We start from the raw sequence: 15,570 nt of genomic DNA on the forward strand, positions 1-15,570 counted from the left end.
CCGTGTGCGGCGCCGGGTGGTAGGGACGCCCCGATCCTATGCAGGACGGACCGCTGCGGCGGCGTCGTCCGCGCAGGGTGAACGCGCCCGGCGCTCCAGCGAGGCGGCGCGAGGGGGTCGCGGGCCGGCCGCGGCTGTCGGAGGCCTGTGGTCGAATCGGCCCCGTGACATCCGCAGCACCGGTCCGCCTCGCCCCGCCGCCGCCCGCCCGCGACGGCGCGGCGCTCGTCCTGGACGAGACCCAGGCGGCCGCGGTCGAGACGGCCCGCAGCGCGCCCGTCACGCTCGTGGTCGGCGCTGCCGGGACCGGGCGGACCACGGTGGCGCGGAGCGTCGCGGTGGAGGCGGTCGCGGCGGGCGCCGACCCGTCCCGCGTCCTGGTCCTCGCGGCGTCGCGACGCGGGGCTGCCCGGCTGCGCGACGAGGTCGCCGCCGGCGCGGGCCGCACGATCGGCGCGCCGATGGTGCGCACCGCGGCGTCCGCGGCGTTCTCGGTGCTGCGGCACCGCGAGGTGGCCCTCGGCGAGCCCGTGCCCACCCTCGTCTCCGGCCCGGAGCAGGACCTGGTGCTCGCGGAGCTGCTGGAGGGGCACCTGTCCGGCGAGGGGTCGGACCTCCGGCTGCCGCCGGACCTGCCCGCCGAGGCCCTCGGCCTGCGGGGGTTGCGCCAGGAGCTGCGCGACCTGCTGATGCGTGCCGCCGAGCGGGGCCTGGGTCCGGTGGACCTCGACGCGCTGGGCCGCCGCCACGGCCGCCCGGAGTGGGTGATGGCGGCGCAGCTGTACGAGGAGTACCTGGACGTCACGACCCTCCGGGTCGGCACGCCCGACTCCGGCGCCCGGTACGACCCGGCCGGGGTGGTGGACGAGGCCGCGCACGCGCTGGAGGCGTGGGAGCAGGAGCTCCCCGAGGTGCCGCGGCCCACCTGGGACCTCGTGGTGGTCGACGACTACCAGGAGGCGACCGTCGCGACGGCCCGGCTGCTGCACGTGCTGCACGACACCGGGGCCCGGCTCGTCCTGCTGGCCGACCCCGACTCGGCGGTGCAGGGCTTCCGCGGTGCCGCGCCGGGCCTCGTCGGCCGGGCGTCCGCCCCCGCACGGCCCGGCGCCGTGGGGGCCTTCGACGCCCGGACCGTCGTGCTGGGCACGGCCTGGCGCCAGCCGGAGCCGCTGCGCGAGGCCACCCGCGCCGTGACCGCGCGCATCGCCACGGTCTCCGGCGCGCTGCACCGCGGGGCGTCGGCGCGGCCCGCGGCTGCCCCGGACGAGGCCCCGGACGGCGCCCCGGACGGCGCCGACGAGCGGCCTCACGACGACGCCGCGCCCGCGGCCGAGGCCGACGGGGCCGTAGGAGACGGCCCGGCGGGCGAGGGCGACGTGCCGGCGGCCGGCGCGGCACCGGTCGGGCTCGAGGCGGCGGTGCTGGCGGGGCCGGCGCAGGAGGCCGCGTTCGTGGCCCGGCAGCTGCGTGCCGAGCACCTGCTGCACGGCACGCCCTGGGAGCGGATGGCGGTCGTCGCGCGCAGCGGTGACCGGCTCTCCTCGCTGCGGCGCGACCTGGTGGCCGCGTCGGTGCCGGTCGCGCTGCTCGGTTCCGACCTGCCGCTGCGCGACGAGCCGGCCGTCGCGCCGCTGCTCGCGGCCCTGCGCGTGTGCGCCGGGGACGGCGGCCTCGACCGGATGCTCGCGGCCGAGCTCGGGGAGCCGTCCTCCGCCCTGGACGCCGAGACGGCGGCCCTGCTGCTCACGTCGCCGGTCGGCGGCCTCGACGCGGTCGCGCTGCGCAGGCTGCGCCGCGCCCTGCGCGCGGAGGAGCTCGCGGGCGGCGGCGGTCGCTCGTCCGACGCCCTGCTCGTCGAGGTGCTCGACGACCCGGCGCGCGCCGAGACGCTGCCCGCGCCGGTGCGCCGCGGCCCGGTCGTCGTCGCACGCGTCCTCGCGGCGGGCCGGGCGGCCGCCGCGGCACCGGGCGCGACCGCGCAGACGGTGCTGTGGGCGGTGTGGGCGGCCACGGGCCTGGCGGACCGCTGGCGCGACATGGCGCTGTCGGGCGGCCCCGCGGGGGTGCGCGCGGACCGCGACCTGGACGCCGTGCTGGCGCTGTTCCGTGCGGCGGAGACGTACGTCGACCGGATGCCGGGCGCGCCCGTCGTGGCGTTCGTCGACTACCTGGCGTCGCAGGACCTGCCCGCCGACTCGCTCGCCGCCGGCGCCGTCGGGGCCCGCGCGGTCGAGGCGCTCACCCCGGCCGGTGCCGCGGGCCGGGAGTGGGACGTCGTGGCGGTCGTGGGCGTGCAGGACGGCGTGTGGCCGGACCTGCGGCTGCGCGACTCCCTGCTGGGGTCGCAGGCCCTCGTCGAGCTGCTCGCCGGCCGGTCCGAGGACGCGCAGGGCGTGGGCGCGGAGGCCCGGCGGCAGGTCCTCGCCGACGAGCTGCGTGCCTTCGCCGTCGCGGTGTCCCGCGCCCGGCGCCGGCTGATCGTCACGGCGGTCGAGGACGCCGAGGACGCGCCGTCGGCGTTCCTCGACCTGGTCGCGCCGCCCGACGGCCCGGGCGGGGAGCACCGGGGCGAGGGCCCGCGGCGCGTGAACGTGGGGCCGCCGCTCGACCTGCGGGGCGTCGTGGCCGCGGCGCGCGCGGAGCTCGTGCAGGCGGTGAGCAGGGGAGAGGCGGCCGGGACGGCCGACGGCGCGTCCGCGACCGGGGACGACACGCGGGCCCCGCGCACCCGCACCGCGGCCGCCCTGCTGGCCGACCTCGCGGCGTCGGGCGTCGCGGAGGCCGACCCCCGCACCTGGTACGGCGTCGCGGCCACCTCCAGCGACGCGCCCCTGTGGGGGCCGGACGACCTGGTCACCGTGTCGCCGTCGAAGGTCGAGACGGTGTCGACCTGTGCGCTGCGCTGGGCGTTCGAGTCCGCGGGAGCGACCGCGCCCGACGCGACCCACCAGACGCTCGGCACGCTCGTCCACGAGATCGCCGAGGCGCTGCCGGACGCTCCGCTGCACCGGCTGCGCGCCGAGCTGGACCGGCGGTGGCCCGAGCTCGCGCTGGGGGAGGGCTGGCCGGCGCTGCAGCTGCGGCGCCGCGCCGAGCAGATGATCGAGCGTCTCGCGGCGTACTACGCCGACGCCGGCGACGCGCTGCTGGTCGAGCCGGCCTTCGAGCTCACCACGGGCCGCGCGCGGCTGCGGGGCAAGATCGACCGCGTCGAGGAAGCGGGCGACGACGCCGTCGTGGTGGCCGACCTGAAGACCGGCCGGACGGCGCCGTCGCGGGCCAAGGCGGCGGAGCACCCGCAGCTCGGCGCGTACCAGCTCGCCGTCACCGAGGGAGCGCTCGACCTGCCGCTCGGCACGCGCAGCGCCGGGGCCCGGCTCGTCTACGTCGGCACGCCGACGGTCGCGCCGTCCGTGCGGGCGCAGCCCGGCCTGGACGTCGCCGCCGACGGGTCCAGCTGGGCCCGCGCGCTGGTGGAGGGCGCCGCGGACACCATGGCGTCCGCCCGGTTCACTGCGCACGAGAACGACCTGTGCACCGTCTGCCCGGTGCGGCGGTCGTGCCCTGTGCAGCCCGAGGGAAGGAACGTGATCGGATGACCGGCCCGGCAGAGCCCGGCCCGCGGCGCGAGGACGGAGCGCCCGAGGACCCCCTCGGCCAGGACGCCGAGTGGCTCGCCCTCGGTGCCCCGGACCGCGAGGGGCAGCTCGGCTTCCCCGAGCTGGCCGGCCTCGTCGAGGCGGCCGTCGGCGACCGGCCGGAGCGGGGCGGCGACGGCGTCCCCGGGGAGCCCGACCCGCGCGCCGCCGCGCCGGCGCTATCGGCGCGCGAGATCGCGCGGCTGCTGGGCCGCCCGGAGCCCACCGACGAGCAGGTGGCGGTCATCGAGGCGCCGCTCGAGCCCGTGCTCGTGGTCGCGGGCGCAGGGTCGGGCAAGACGGAGACGATGGCGGCGCGCGTGGTGTGGCTCATCGCCAACGACCTCGCCGCGCCCGAGGAGGTGCTGGGCCTGACGTTCACCCGCAAGGCGGCCGGCGAGCTGACCACGCGGGTCCAGTCGCGCCTGGCGCAGCTCGCCCGCGCCCAGGGCCGCCCGGCGTCCGGCCTGGACCTGCTGGCCCGGCCGACCGTCGCGACCTACAACGCGTACGCGGCGTCGCTGGTGGCCGACCACGGGCTGCGCCTGGGGATCGAGCCCGGCTCGCGGCTGCTCGGAGAGGCCAACCAGTGGCAGCTCGCCGCCCAGGTCGTCGAGTCGTGGGCCGACGACCTCGGCACGGACCGGGCCGTGAGCACCGTCGTCGGCGCGGTGATCGGGCTCTCGGGTGCGCTGGGGGAGCACCTGCTGGGCGTCGACGACGCGCGCGACGGGATGCTCGACGTCGCGGCGCACCTGGAGTCGTTGCCGCTCGGGCCGCGCCAGAAGAAGCGGACCAAGGAGATCCAGGGCCTGATCGACTCGCTCGGCGAGCGGGCCCGGCTGCTCGACCTCGTCGCGGAGTACCGGCGGCGCAAGCGGGCCACGGACTCGCTCGACTTCGGCGACCAGATCGCCTACGCCGCCGAGCTCGCCCGCACCGTCCCGGCGGTGGGGGCGACCGAGCGCTCCCGGTTCCGCGTCGTGCTGCTCGACGAGTACCAGGACACGTCGTACGCCCAGGTCGAGCTCCTCGCCGGGCTGTTCGCCGGCGGGCACGCGGTGACGGCGGTCGGCGACCCGCACCAGTCGATCTACGGGTGGCGCGGCGCGTCGGCGTCGGGGCTCGCCCGGTTCCCGGCGCGGTTCCGCACCCTCGGCGGCGCGCCCGCGGCCGTGCGCTACCTCAGCACGTCGTGGCGCAACGACGCCGCGGTGCTCGGCGCCGCGAACGTCGCCGCTGCGCCCCTGCGCGAGCAGGCCCGGCAGCTCGGCACGGGCGTCGACGTCCCGCCGCTGGACCTGCGGCCCGGCGCGGGCGCCGGCGGGGTGCGGGCGCACGTCGCCGCGACGAGCGAGGAGGAGGCCGAGGCGGTCGCCGAGTTCGTCGCGGCCCGCTGGCGCCGTGGGGCGCGGCCCGACGCCTCCGACCGGGTGACCGCGGCGGTGCTGTGCCGGGCGCGGTCGCAGTTCGCCGCGGTCGAGGTGGCGCTGCGGCGTCGTGGCCTGCCGGTCGAGGTCGTGGGCCTGGGCGGCCTGCTGTCCACCCCCGAGGTCGTGGACGTCGTGGCGCTGCTGGAGGCCGTGCACGACCCGTCGCGCGGCGACTCGCTGCTGCGGCTGCTCGCCGGCCCGCGGGTCGCGCTGGGCGCGGCCGACCTCCACGCCCTCGGGTCGTGGGCGGCCGACCTCGCCCGCGCCGACGGCGCCCGGCCGGCCCCCGCCTCGACCGCGGCGGACGACGACGCGCCGGACGGCGGTGCGCCGACGGTGATCGAGGGCGACGTGGTCGACCACCGGTCGATCGTCGACGCCCTCGACGACCTGCCGGAGCCGGGCCGGGCGGCCCGCGACGGGCGGGTGCTGTCGTCCGACGGCCACCGCCGCCTGACGGCCCTGGCCAGGCTGCTGCGCGAGCTGCGCGGCCTCACGTACCTCTCGCTGCCGGAGCTGGTGGTCCAGGCCGAGCGCGCCCTCGGGCTGGACGTCGAGGTCGCGACGGCGCAGGTGCTCGCGGAGGTCCTCGCGCCGGCGGGCGGGGGAGCGGCGGCCCCGGGCGTGAGCCTGCGGGGGCGCGAGCACCTCGACGCGTTCCGCGACGTCGCCGCGTCGTTCGCCCAGTCGGCGGACGTGGCGACGCTCGGGGCGTTCCTCGCCTGGCTGGGCGTCGCGGACGACCAGGAGCGCGGCCTCGACATGCCGGTCCGCGAGCCCGACCCGGACGCCGTCCAGGTCATCACCGCGCACGCGGCCAAGGGACTGGAGTGGGACGTCGTCGCGGTCCCCGGCCTCGTCGACGGGATCTTCCCGTCCCAGGCGGAGTCCTCGGGCGGCCGGGCCGACAGCGGGTGGCTCACCGCGCCCGCGTCGCTGCCGTTCCACCTGCGGGGCGACGCCGAGGACCTCCCCGAGTTCGCGTGGGCGGGGGCGAGCGACACGAAGGACCTCGCCGCCCGCCGCGACGAGTTCCGGGCCGACTGCGGGGCGCACCGGCTGGCGGAGGAGCGGCGCCTCGCCTACGTCGCGTTCACCCGGGCGCGGCGCGAGCTGCTCCTCACGGCGCACTGGTGGGGCACCGGCAGCAGCCCGCGGCGGGTGTCGCCCTTCCTCGCCGAGCTGGCCGAGGCCGGCGTGGTCGACGCTGCCGGCTGGGTACCGGCGCCCGACCCCACGGGCACCAACCCGCGTGACGCCCTGGACGTCAGCGGCACGTGGCCCGCGCCCGAGCCGTCGGGTCCGGCCGCGCCGGGCGAACCGGCGTCGGAGGGGGACACGAACCTGCCGGCGAGCACCGCAGGGCCGACGCCACCAGGGCCGCGCGAGGTGCTGCGGGAGTCCGCCGCGTGGGTCGACGACGCCGTCCGCGCGGGAGGCGGCGCGACGACGGGCGTGCTGCACGACCCCGCCGGGCGGGACCTCGTCGACCTCGCCCGCACGCTCCTCGTCGAGCGGGCGACGCGCGACGCGCACGAGGTCGAGATGCCCGCGCACGTCTCGGCGTCGGGCCTGGTGCGGCTCGCCGCCGACCGCGCGGACTTCGCGCTCCAGCTGCGCCGCCCGGTGCCGCACGAGCCGACGGTGCACGCGCGCCGCGGCACGCGGTTCCACGAGTGGGTCGAGCAGTTCTACACCTCGTCGTCGTTGGTCGACGTCGAGGACCTGCCCGGCGCGGAGGACGGCGAGATCCCGCAGGACGTGGACCTCGAGCAGCTGCGCGAACGGTTCCTCGCGTCGCCGTGGGCGGCGCGGACCCCCGTCGCGGTGGAGGTCGACGTCGAGACGCCCGTGGCCGGCGTCATGCTCCGCAGCAGGATCGACGCCGTGTTCCCCGACCCCGACGCGCCGTCCCGGGCGGCGGACGACGGTGGCACGCCCGTCGTGGTGGTGGACTGGAAGACCGGGCGCGAGCCCACCGACCCGGCCGCGCGAGCCGCCCGCGAGGTCCAGCTCGCGGTCTACCGGCTCGCGTGGTCGCGCTGGACGGGGACCCCCGTGGAGCGGGTCTCGGCGGCGTTCTGCTACGTCGCGAGCGGCACGACGGTGCGCCCGGCGCGCCTGCTGGGCGAGGCCGAGCTGGAGGCGTTGGTCCGCCAGGGGTGAGCCCTTCACCAGCGGTAGTCGAGGAACTTCCCGTCGAAGGTCACGACGACGCGGTCGCCATCGGGGTCGGGGCGGCGCGAGACGTCCACCGTGAAGTTGATCGCGGACATGATGCCGTCGCCGAACTCCTCGTGGATCAGCTCCTTGATCGCCGGGCCGTACACGGTGAGCGCCTCGGTGAACCGGTAGATCGTCGGGTCCGTCAGGGCGGCCTCGTCGCGCGTGCGGTACGGCTGCACCTGGAGGGCCTCGGCGACGTCGTCGCCCAGCCCGAGCAGGTCGCACACGGCCGCGGCCTGCGCGGCGCGCATCGGGTGTCGGCCCAGCAGGGCCGCCGTCGTCCAGACCAGCGGGGCCCCGACCTTCTCGGCGAGCTCCTGCCACGTGCGGCCGGTGCGGATGCGGGCGGTGACGACCTGTTCGGCGGCGGCGGCCTTCGTCATGATCGGTTCCACGGGTGCTCCTTCGCGGGGTACGGGGTACAGGGCGCGGCGCGGTGGCCGGGAGGTGCCGACTCAGCCGACGGGGGTGGCCGTGCGGTCCGCCGCCCGTGCACCTGCGGTGTCGGGCCCGGCCGGGATCGGGCGCAGACGCTCCGGCCCGGTGCGGTGGTGGGTGAGGTACAGCGGCAGGCCGACGAAGGTCAGGCCGCCGACGAGGTTGCCCAGCACGGTCGGCAGCTCGTTCCACACCAGGTAGTCCACGACCGTGAAGTCGCCGCCGAGCAGCAGGCCGGAGGGGAACAGGAACATGTTCACCACGGAGTGCTCGAAGCCCAGGTAGAAGAACAGGAACACGGGCATCCACATGACGACGACCTTGCTGATCGTGTCCTTCGACATGAGGAACGCGACCACCCCCGTGGACACCATCCAGTTGCACAGCACGCCGCGCACGAACAGCGTGAGCATGCCTGCGGCGCCGTGGTCGGCGTACCCGACGGTGCGGCCCTCGCCGATCGTGCCGAGCGCTTCGCCGATCTCGTCCGGGGGCGTCGAGAAGCCGTAGGTGAACGTGATCGCCATGAGCACGGCCACCGTGAACGCCCCGGCGAAGTTGCCGCAGAACACCAGCCCCCAGTTGCGCCACATCCCGCCCCACGTGGCGCCCGGACGCCGGGCGATGACGGCGAACGGCACCAGCGTGAACACGCCGGTGAGCAGGTCGAAGCCCATCAGGTACAGCATGATGAAGCCGATGGGGAAGAACGCCGCCCCGAGCAACGGGTTCCCGGTGTTCGTCGAGATGGTGACGGCCATCGCGGCGGCCAGGGCGAGGATCGCCCCGCCCATGAACGAGCGGATGAGCGTGTCCCGGGTGGACAGGAACAGCTTCTTCTCGCCGGTGTCGATCATCTGCGTGACGACGTCCTGCGGCTTCACGTACGACATGGCAACCCTTCGGCCGGGGATGGGAGGGCGGATCGCGTGCGATGCCGATCCTCGTGCCCGAAGGTTCTGGCCGTGTTGAGGGTGCGTTGAGGTCGTGTTTCGGATCGTCCGCCCGAGGTAAGGGGCCGGTGTCCGAGGTCTCGCAGGTGCCGGGCGCCCGCCGAGAGGTGGGGACGTGGACCGACCTGGCAGCGGTGCCGTCAGGCGGGGGCGTCCTCGCGGGTGGCCTCGTCCAGGTCGGCGAGCATCTCCTCGGCGTCCGCCACGACCTCCGACAGGTTGCGCCGCACGCCGTGCAGCAGCCACCGTGCCAGCGCGAGCTCGCCGACGAGGAGGGCGCGGTCGACGAGCCGCAGGTCGTGCAGCTCGGTGCGGCGCAGCTGGTAGGCCTCCATGATCGAGTCCACGGCCTCCGGCGGCGCCGCGGCGAGCAGCCACGCGAGGTCGTCGGCGGGGTCGGCGACCCGGGCCTCCGACCAGCCGCTGATGGACGTGACGCGCCCACGGGTGACGAGCATCTGGTCGGGGGCGAGGTCGCCGTGGATGACGACCGGGCGGAACCGCCACAGGGCGACGTCCTCCAGCGCGGCCTCCCAGCGGCGCAGCAGCCGCGGCGGGACCTTGCCGGTCGAGGCGGCCTCGTCGAGCTCGACCAGCCGGCGCTCCCGGTACTCGGCGGCGGTGTACGACGGCAGGCCGCACGACTCGACCACCGACGCGGGCAGCTCGTGCACGGCGGCCAGGGTGCGCCCCAGGTCGGCCGAGAGGCCCGGGCCGGGGTGCAGGGACTCGAGGTCCAGCGGCGTGCCCGTGACGTGCCGGTGCACGACGGCGCGGCCGCCCTCGGGCAGCAGCGCGTAGCCCGCGACCTGCGGCACGGTGAAGGGCAGCACCCCCGCGTCGACGTACAGGTGGAGCGCCTCGAGGAGCTCCACCTCTGCCTCGAGCGCGGCACCGGCCATCGTGGTGCGCGGGGCGCGCACGAACCACTCGCGGTCGTCCCCGGCGGTCACGACCGCGACGTCGTAGTCGCCCGGGACCTCCTCGGGACGGACCGACCGGGCGTCGAGGCCCGGGACGGCGGCCGTCGCGAGGGCGGCGAGGGCGAGCGGACTGCGTGGCACGCTGCCCACCGTAGACGCATCCGGGCACCGTGCCGGGCACGGCGGCGCGCGTGTCCGTGCCGCGGCCCGATCGGCGCGGCCGGTCCCGTCCGGCCGGATCGGCACCGGGCGCCGAGTACGGTCGGGTCGTGACCTCTCCCGCCTGGCTCCCCGACCTGTCGTACACCCGTGCCACGCACGACCGGGCGGCCGAGCGCCGCACGGAGCCGCGGCTCGTGCCGCGGCTGCTCGCCGAGGGGTCGACGGGCGTGGTGCTCGTGCACCGCGGCCGGGTGGCGGTCGGCGACGACGGAGGGCTGCTGCTGCTCGGCCCGGACGCCGTGGCCGACCTGCCGTCCGAGGCGGACGGCGACGACGCGCACGTCGGCGGGCACCGCTGGCTCTTCCTCGGGGAGCACGTCGGCGGGGCGGGTGGTGCGTTCGTGGCCCTCGTGCTGCCGGACGCCGCGGACACCGAGGCGGTGGACATCGAGGGGGTCGACCCCGCGTCGCCGGCGGCCCGGCTCGTGCGCGGGCACGCCTGGGCCGGGCTGCGGGAGCTGGGCGGCCGCGACCTGGACGCCCTCGCCGCCGAGGCGGTCGCGCTGGCGGCGTGGCACGCGTCGCACGAGCGCTGCCCACGGTGCGGGGAGCCTACCGTCGTCGAGCAGGCCGGCTGGGTCCGGCGCTGCCTCGCCCAGGACCTCGACATCTACCCGCGCACCGACCCGGCGGTGATCATGACCGTGACCGACGACGCCGACCGGCTGCTGCTCGGGCACGCCGCGCACTGGCCCGCGGGCCGGTTCTCGACGCTCGCCGGCTACGTCGAGCCGGGCGAGGGGCTGGAGCAGGCGGTGCGCCGGGAGGTCGCCGAGGAGACGGCCGTCGTCGTCGGCGACGCCCCGGGCGACGTGGAGTACCGCGGGAGCCAGCCGTGGCCGTTCCCGGCCTCGCTCATGCTGGGGTTCCACGCCCGGGCGCGCACGACGGAGGTGCGGGTGGACGGCGTCGAGGTCACGGAGGCGCGGTGGTTCACCCGCGAGGAGCTGCTCGCGCAGGTGCGGGCCGGGGCGGTCGGGCTGCCGGGCCGCCCGTCGATCGCCCGGGCGCTCGTCGAGGAGTGGTACGGAGGGCCGCTGGCGGACTGACCGCCACGGCGCTCGGCCCGGCGGGCGCGATCCGCACGGTCAGGCCAGGCGCGCCTTGACGTCGGCGAGCGACGGGTTGGTCGCGGCCGACCCGTCGGGGAAGACCACGGTGGGGACGGTCTGGTTGCCGCCGTTGAGCTGCTCGACGACCTCCGCGGTGCCGGGCACCTCCTCGATGTCGATCACCGTGTACCCGATGCCGACGGAGTCGAGCTGGGTGCGCAGCCGCCGGCAGTAGCCGCACCACGCGGTGGAGTACATGGTGACGGTGCCGGGCTCGGGCGTGCGAGGGGCGACGGCGGTCATTCGAGGTCCTCCTGGGGACGACGGGGCGAAGGTGTCGGCAGCGGCTGCGAGAATCGCAGACGATGTCGACAGCCACCAACTCTTCAGGCAGCACCCGGGCGAACGCCCCCACGGGCCCGCTTCATCCCGACGCCATCCTCGAGGCGCTCGATCCCGAGCAGCGCGAGGTGGCGCTCGCGCTCACGGGGCCGGTCTGCGTCCTGGCGGGCGCGGGCACGGGCAAGACGCGCGCGATCACCCACCGCATCGCCTACGGGGTGCGCACGGGGACGTACAAGCCGACGTCGGTGCTCGCGGTCACGTTCACGGCCCGGGCGGCGGGGCAGATGCGCACGCGGCTGCGCGAGCTCGGCGTCGCCGGGGTGCAGGCGCGGACCTTCCACGCCGCCGCGCTGCGCCAGCTCGGCTACTTCTGGCCGCGGGTGGTGGGGGGTGCACCCCCGCGCATCCTCGAGCACAAGGCGCCCGCCGTCGCCGAGGCCGCGCGACGCGTCGGGGCCAGCGTGGACCGGGTGGCCGTGCGCGACCTGTCCAGCGAGGTCGAGTGGGCCAAGGTGTCCCTGGTCACCGCCGAGGACTACGTCAAGGCCGCGCTCGCCGACGACCGGCCGGCGCCGTCGGGCTACGACCACCAGACCGTGGCGCGCCTCATCACGGCCTACGAGGACGTCAAGACGGAGCGGGGCGTCATCGACTTCGAGGACGTGCTCCTCATGCTGGCCGACATGCTCGCGGAGCACCGGCAGGTGTCCGACGAGGTCCGCTCGCAGTACCGGCACTTCGTCGTCGACGAGTACCAGGACGTCTCGCCCCTGCAGCAGTTCCTGCTCGACCAGTGGCTCGGCGGCCGCCAGGAGCTGTGCGTGGTGGGCGACCCGTCGCAGACCATCTACTCGTTCACGGGGGCGACGCCGCACTATCTGCTCGACTTCACGCGCACCCACCCGGGCACGCAGGTCGTGCGCCTCGTCCGCGACTACCGCTCGACGCCGCAGGTCGTGCACCTGGCGAACGAGGTGCTGCGGCGGGGGCGCGTCGTCGGGGCCCTCGAGCTGCAGGCACAGCGCCCTGCCGGGCCGCCGGTGAGCTTCACGACGTACGACGACGACGAGGCGGAGGCCAACGGCATCGCCGCCCGGGCCGCGCGCCTGATCCAGAGCGGCACGCGGGCCAGCGAGATCGCGGTCCTGTACCGCACGAACGCCCAGTCCGCGGCCTTCGAGTCGGCGCTGGCCGACGCCGGCGTCAGCTACCTGGTACGAGGCGGGGAGCGGTTCTTCCAGCGCAAGGACGTGCGCGACGCGATCGTCCTGCTGCGCGGGGCCGCGCGGTCCGCCGACCCCGACCAGCCGATGGGCGAGCAGGTGCGCGACGTCCTCACGTCCGCGGGCTGGTCGGAGAAGCCGCCGGCCGCCCGGGGCGCCGCCCGGGAGCGCTGGGAGGCGATGCAGGCGCTGGTCGCGCTCGCGGACGACGTGGCCGCCGCCGGGACTCCCGAGGCCCCGGCGACCACGGCCACGCTCGTGGCCGAGCTGGAGGAGCGCGCGTCGGCCCAGCACGCCCCCACGGTCGAGGGGGTGACCCTCGCGTCGCTGCACGCGGCCAAGGGGCTCGAGTGGGACGCGGTCTTCCTCGCCGGCGTGAGCGAGGGGCTCATGCCGATCTCGCTCGCGGAGACGGACGAGGGGGTGGCCGAGGAGCGCCGGCTCCTCTACGTCGGCGTCACCCGCGCCCGGGAGCACCTGGAGCTCTCGTTCGCCCGGGCCCGCAACCCCGGCGGCCGGGCCACGCGCAAGCGGACGCGCTTCCTGGACGGGCTGTGGCCCGACGAGCCGGCCGGCCGGGGCCGGTCGTCGCGGCCCGTGCGCGGGCAGGCCCGTCAGCGGCTGACCGGCGAGCACGACGTCCAGCTCTTCGACGCGCTGCGCGAGTGGCGCCTGTCCGTCGCGCGCGAGACCGACAAGCCGGCGTACACGGTCCTGGGGGACGCGACGCTCGCGGCCATCGCAGAGCTGCGGCCCTCCTCGGTGGCGCAGCTCGCCCGGATCAACGGCATCGGCCCGGCGAAGATCGACCGCTACGGCGCCACCATCCTGGCGATCGTGGGGGACGGGGCGGGCGGCTGACGGTCCCGGACCGTCCCGGTGTGAGGGCGGTCGGAGCGGGCGGGATCCCGGCGAACGACGCCTCCGGGGGCCCGCGAAAAAATTGTCCGGAAAAAACTTCGAAAAAGAAGTGGCAGCCTCGCGGGCAGCGTCTATGCTCTCTAGAGTCCGAGACGGAAGCGACGCGCGCCGAGAGGCGGAGCGTCCGAGAGCAGTGAGGAGGTGGGTGCACAAGATGGACACGATGAACACGATCGTGACGGCGAACGCGGCTATCAACGCTGCGCCGGGGTACAAGTCTGCCCTCGGCGTCGCGGTGACGGCTCTCGTCCCGTTCCGCGTGCGTCAGCACGCCGGGACCGGCAACGCCGATCTCCACATCGCACCCGACTCCGCCCCCTGGAGCCATCCGGTCTAGAAACCGGTCCAGGCCGCGGAGTCCCCCGGGACCCGCGGCCTTCGTCTTTCCGCCCAGGGAAGAAGACCTCATCAAGGTCGTACGAATCGGCTCTCTGACTCCAGAGGGCCACCCGCAGGTCCTGAACACCGACGTTCACACCACACCAAGGACCTGACGGAGGACATCGTGCGTCTCGCACAGCTGTTGGACGAGCGGCTGCTCGACACGATCCCCCAGGGCGGCTCCGGCCCCTGGACACCCCATCAACCCCTCACGCAGAGCGCGGCCGAAGCGGCCGAGCTCGACCAGCAGTTCAGCGCACTGCTGCCCTGCCGCACCAACGACCCCGAGCTGTGGTTCGCCGAGCACACGGCCCAGGTCGAGCAGGCCAAGGCGCTGTGCCGCACCTGCCCGCTCCAGGCGGGCTGCCTCTCCGGCGCCCTGGACCGCCAGGAGCCCTGGGGCGTGTGGGGCGGTGAGGTCTTCGTCGACGGAAAGGTCGTCGCCCGCAAGCGCGGTCGCGGCCGGCCCCGGAAGTCGGAGACCGCCGCAGCATGACCGCGACGCGCACCCCGGTGCGTCGACGCGGACCACGAGACGCCGAGATGGATCGGCCGTCCGACCTCTCACGACGAGGGGTCGACGGCGTTCCACCTCGGCGTCTCGTCGTCGTTCGGGCCCCTGCGGGACGGCGTGCCCCCGGGAGGTCAGGGGTCCGTCGGGATCCGGCGGCCTATCGCGGCACCCGGGTGCAGCCGCAGCCCGGGTGGGGTACGACCGGGCGCAGCCGTGGCACCGCCTCGGGCAGCGCGACCTCCAGCACCTGTCCGGCCGTGACCGGCCGGGAGCCGTCGAGGTGGGCGAGCACCTGCCCGGCCGCGAGGGCGGCGGCGCACGCGGAGAGCGTCGTCTCCTGGGGTGCCGTGCGCAGGGCCCGCAGGGACCGGGCCACGAGCGGCCAGCGTTCGTCCGCGTCGGCCGCGTACCGCTCGGCACACCCCACGCACGCCGAGATCCCCGGCAGCACGAACGGCCCGAGCGTGACGTCCGCCTCCCGCACGACCACCGGCAGGTGGGCGACGCCCGCCCCGAGCAGCCGCTCGTAGCCCGCCGGGTCGGCCGCGTGCGACTCGACCACCACGACCACGTCCGGGGGAGCGCCGTCGTCCTCCGCGCCCCGCACCAGCGCCCGGGGGTGCCGGGCGCGCAACCGTCCCGCCAGCGCGCGCTGGCGGAGGTGGCCGACGTCGTCCTGCTCGTAGCCGCCGGCGCCCAGGTCGGCGACCTGGACCGGCGAACGGTCGTCGAGCACCAGCGTCCCGACGCCCGCCGTGGCGAGGTGGCCGGCCAGCGCGGCGCCGATGCGGCCCAGTCCGCTGAGGCCGACGGCCCGTGTGCCGCGCGCGGACAGGGTCGCCCCGCCGGCGTCGTCGGGCCGGAGGGCGCCGAGCACCGCGGCGTCGTCGGCACGGGTGGGGAACCGGCCGCTGCCGGGGCCGACGCGCACGAGGCAGCCGCACCGCACGAGCAGGTCCTCGAGCTGGAAGCGTCGCTCGGCGCTCACACCGCGCCGGTGCGCGGACCGCGCGAGGTCGTGGTGGCGCCGGACGCGGGCGTCGCACAGCCAGCCGACCTCGGCGGGTGACAGCCCGGTGAGCACGACGCTCCACCGCGGGTCGAGACCGAGCTGCACCTCGCCGCCACCCCGGTCGACGACGGGCGTCCCGGTGCGCCACCGCAGCGCGGCGTGCGAGCCCGCTGCCGGGGTCGTGGCTGCCTCCGGCGTGGTGGCCCGGGTCGTGGCCGCCTGGTGCGTGGCCGCCTGGTGCGTGGTGGGCAAGGATGCGGCGGGGGAGCTGCCGGGTGCCATGCCG

11 protein-coding genes are annotated in these 15,570 nt (G+C 76.5%); 6 read left to right on the top strand and 5 right to left on the bottom strand.

Annotated features, from left to right (window positions below):
• Nucleotides 1-164 precede the first annotated feature (164 nt).
• Both IEW03_RS10000 and IEW03_RS10005 read left to right on the top strand, forming a co-directional pair.
• The gene (locus IEW03_RS10000; protein ID WP_188523547.1) at nucleotides 165-3,602 is read left to right on the top strand and encodes a UrvD/REP family ATP-dependent DNA helicase; all 3,438 of its coding nucleotides are present in this window, start codon (nucleotides 165-167) and stop codon (nucleotides 3,600-3,602) included.
• Nucleotides 3,599-7,240: an ATP-dependent helicase gene (locus tag IEW03_RS10005; protein WP_229737897.1), complete on the top strand. Its 3,642-nt coding sequence runs from the start codon at nucleotides 3,599-3,601 to the stop codon at nucleotides 7,238-7,240. The genes IEW03_RS10000 and IEW03_RS10005 overlap by 4 nt, the downstream gene beginning before the upstream one ends.
• A gap of 5 nt (nucleotides 7,241-7,245) precedes the next feature.
• On the opposite strand, the gene cynS is transcribed toward IEW03_RS10005, so the two are convergent.
• From cynS to IEW03_RS10020, 3 genes are all read right to left on the bottom strand, one after another.
• On the bottom strand, nucleotides 7,246-7,695 hold the full coding sequence (cynS, locus tag IEW03_RS10010; RefSeq protein ID WP_229737898.1) for a cyanase: 450 nt from the start codon (nucleotides 7,693-7,695) through the stop codon (nucleotides 7,246-7,248).
• A gap of 60 nt (nucleotides 7,696-7,755) precedes the next feature.
• Nucleotides 7,756-8,631, bottom strand: a complete 876-nt coding sequence (locus IEW03_RS10015; protein WP_188523548.1) for a formate/nitrite transporter family protein — start codon at nucleotides 8,629-8,631, stop codon at nucleotides 7,756-7,758.
• Nucleotides 8,632-8,831: 200 nt separating this feature from the next.
• Nucleotides 8,832-9,755, bottom strand: coding sequence for a macrolide 2'-phosphotransferase (locus IEW03_RS10020; RefSeq protein ID WP_188523549.1), 924 nt, complete (start codon nucleotides 9,753-9,755; stop codon nucleotides 8,832-8,834).
• A gap of 128 nt (nucleotides 9,756-9,883) precedes the next feature.
• Between IEW03_RS10020 and nudC the strand changes: the two genes are divergently transcribed.
• A complete protein-coding gene (nudC, locus tag IEW03_RS10025; RefSeq protein WP_188523550.1) occupies nucleotides 9,884-10,885 on the top strand; it encodes an NAD(+) diphosphatase in 1,002 nt (333 codons plus the stop codon).
• Nucleotides 10,886-10,924: 39 nt separating this feature from the next.
• On the opposite strand, the gene IEW03_RS10030 is transcribed toward nudC, so the two are convergent.
• Nucleotides 10,925-11,191, bottom strand: a complete 267-nt coding sequence (locus IEW03_RS10030; RefSeq protein ID WP_188523551.1) for a mycoredoxin — start codon at nucleotides 11,189-11,191, stop codon at nucleotides 10,925-10,927.
• Nucleotides 11,192-11,253: 62 nt separating this feature from the next.
• Between IEW03_RS10030 and IEW03_RS10035 the strand changes: the two genes are divergently transcribed.
• The 3 genes from IEW03_RS10035 to IEW03_RS20600 all read left to right on the top strand — a co-directional run bounded on the left by IEW03_RS10035 (nucleotide 11,254) and on the right by IEW03_RS20600 (nucleotide 14,254).
• Complete coding sequence (locus IEW03_RS10035; RefSeq protein WP_188523552.1) at nucleotides 11,254-13,317, top strand: ATP-dependent helicase; 2,064 nt, start codon at nucleotides 11,254-11,256, stop codon at nucleotides 13,315-13,317.
• Between the two features lie 223 nt (nucleotides 13,318-13,540).
• Entirely contained in the window at nucleotides 13,541-13,714 is a 174-nt protein-coding gene (locus tag IEW03_RS10040) for a hypothetical protein (RefSeq protein WP_188523553.1), read from the top strand.
• Between the two features lie 168 nt (nucleotides 13,715-13,882).
• Nucleotides 13,883-14,254, top strand: a complete 372-nt coding sequence (locus IEW03_RS20600) for a WhiB family transcriptional regulator (protein WP_308808206.1) — start codon at nucleotides 13,883-13,885, stop codon at nucleotides 14,252-14,254.
• Between the two features lie 175 nt (nucleotides 14,255-14,429).
• Here IEW03_RS20600 and IEW03_RS10050 read toward each other — a convergent pair whose 3' ends face one another.
• Entirely contained in the window at nucleotides 14,430-15,566 is a 1,137-nt protein-coding gene (locus IEW03_RS10050; RefSeq protein ID WP_188523554.1) for a ThiF family adenylyltransferase, read from the bottom strand.
• Between the last annotated feature and the right edge of the window lie 4 nt (nucleotides 15,567-15,570).

This window comes from Isoptericola cucumis (assembly GCF_014635665.1).
GTDB lineage: Bacteria > Actinomycetota > Actinomycetes > Actinomycetales > Cellulomonadaceae > Isoptericola > Isoptericola cucumis.

Coding starts and splice junctions, on each gene's coding strand:
- IEW03_RS10040 (WP_188523553.1), top strand. CDS start 13,541: ATGAACACGATCGTGACGGCGAACGCGGCTATCAACGCTGCGCCGGGG.
- IEW03_RS10035 (WP_188523552.1), top strand. CDS start 11,254: ATGTCGACAGCCACCAACTCTTCAGGCAGCACCCGGGCGAACGCCCCC.
- IEW03_RS10050 (WP_188523554.1), bottom strand. CDS start 15,566: ATGGCACCCGGCAGCTCCCCCGCCGCATCCTTGCCCACCACGCACCAG.
- IEW03_RS10005 (WP_229737897.1), top strand. CDS start 3,599: ATGACCGGCCCGGCAGAGCCCGGCCCGCGGCGCGAGGACGGAGCGCCC.
- IEW03_RS10015 (WP_188523548.1), bottom strand. CDS start 8,631: ATGTCGTACGTGAAGCCGCAGGACGTCGTCACGCAGATGATCGACACC.
- IEW03_RS10030 (WP_188523551.1), bottom strand. CDS start 11,191: ATGACCGCCGTCGCCCCTCGCACGCCCGAGCCCGGCACCGTCACCATG.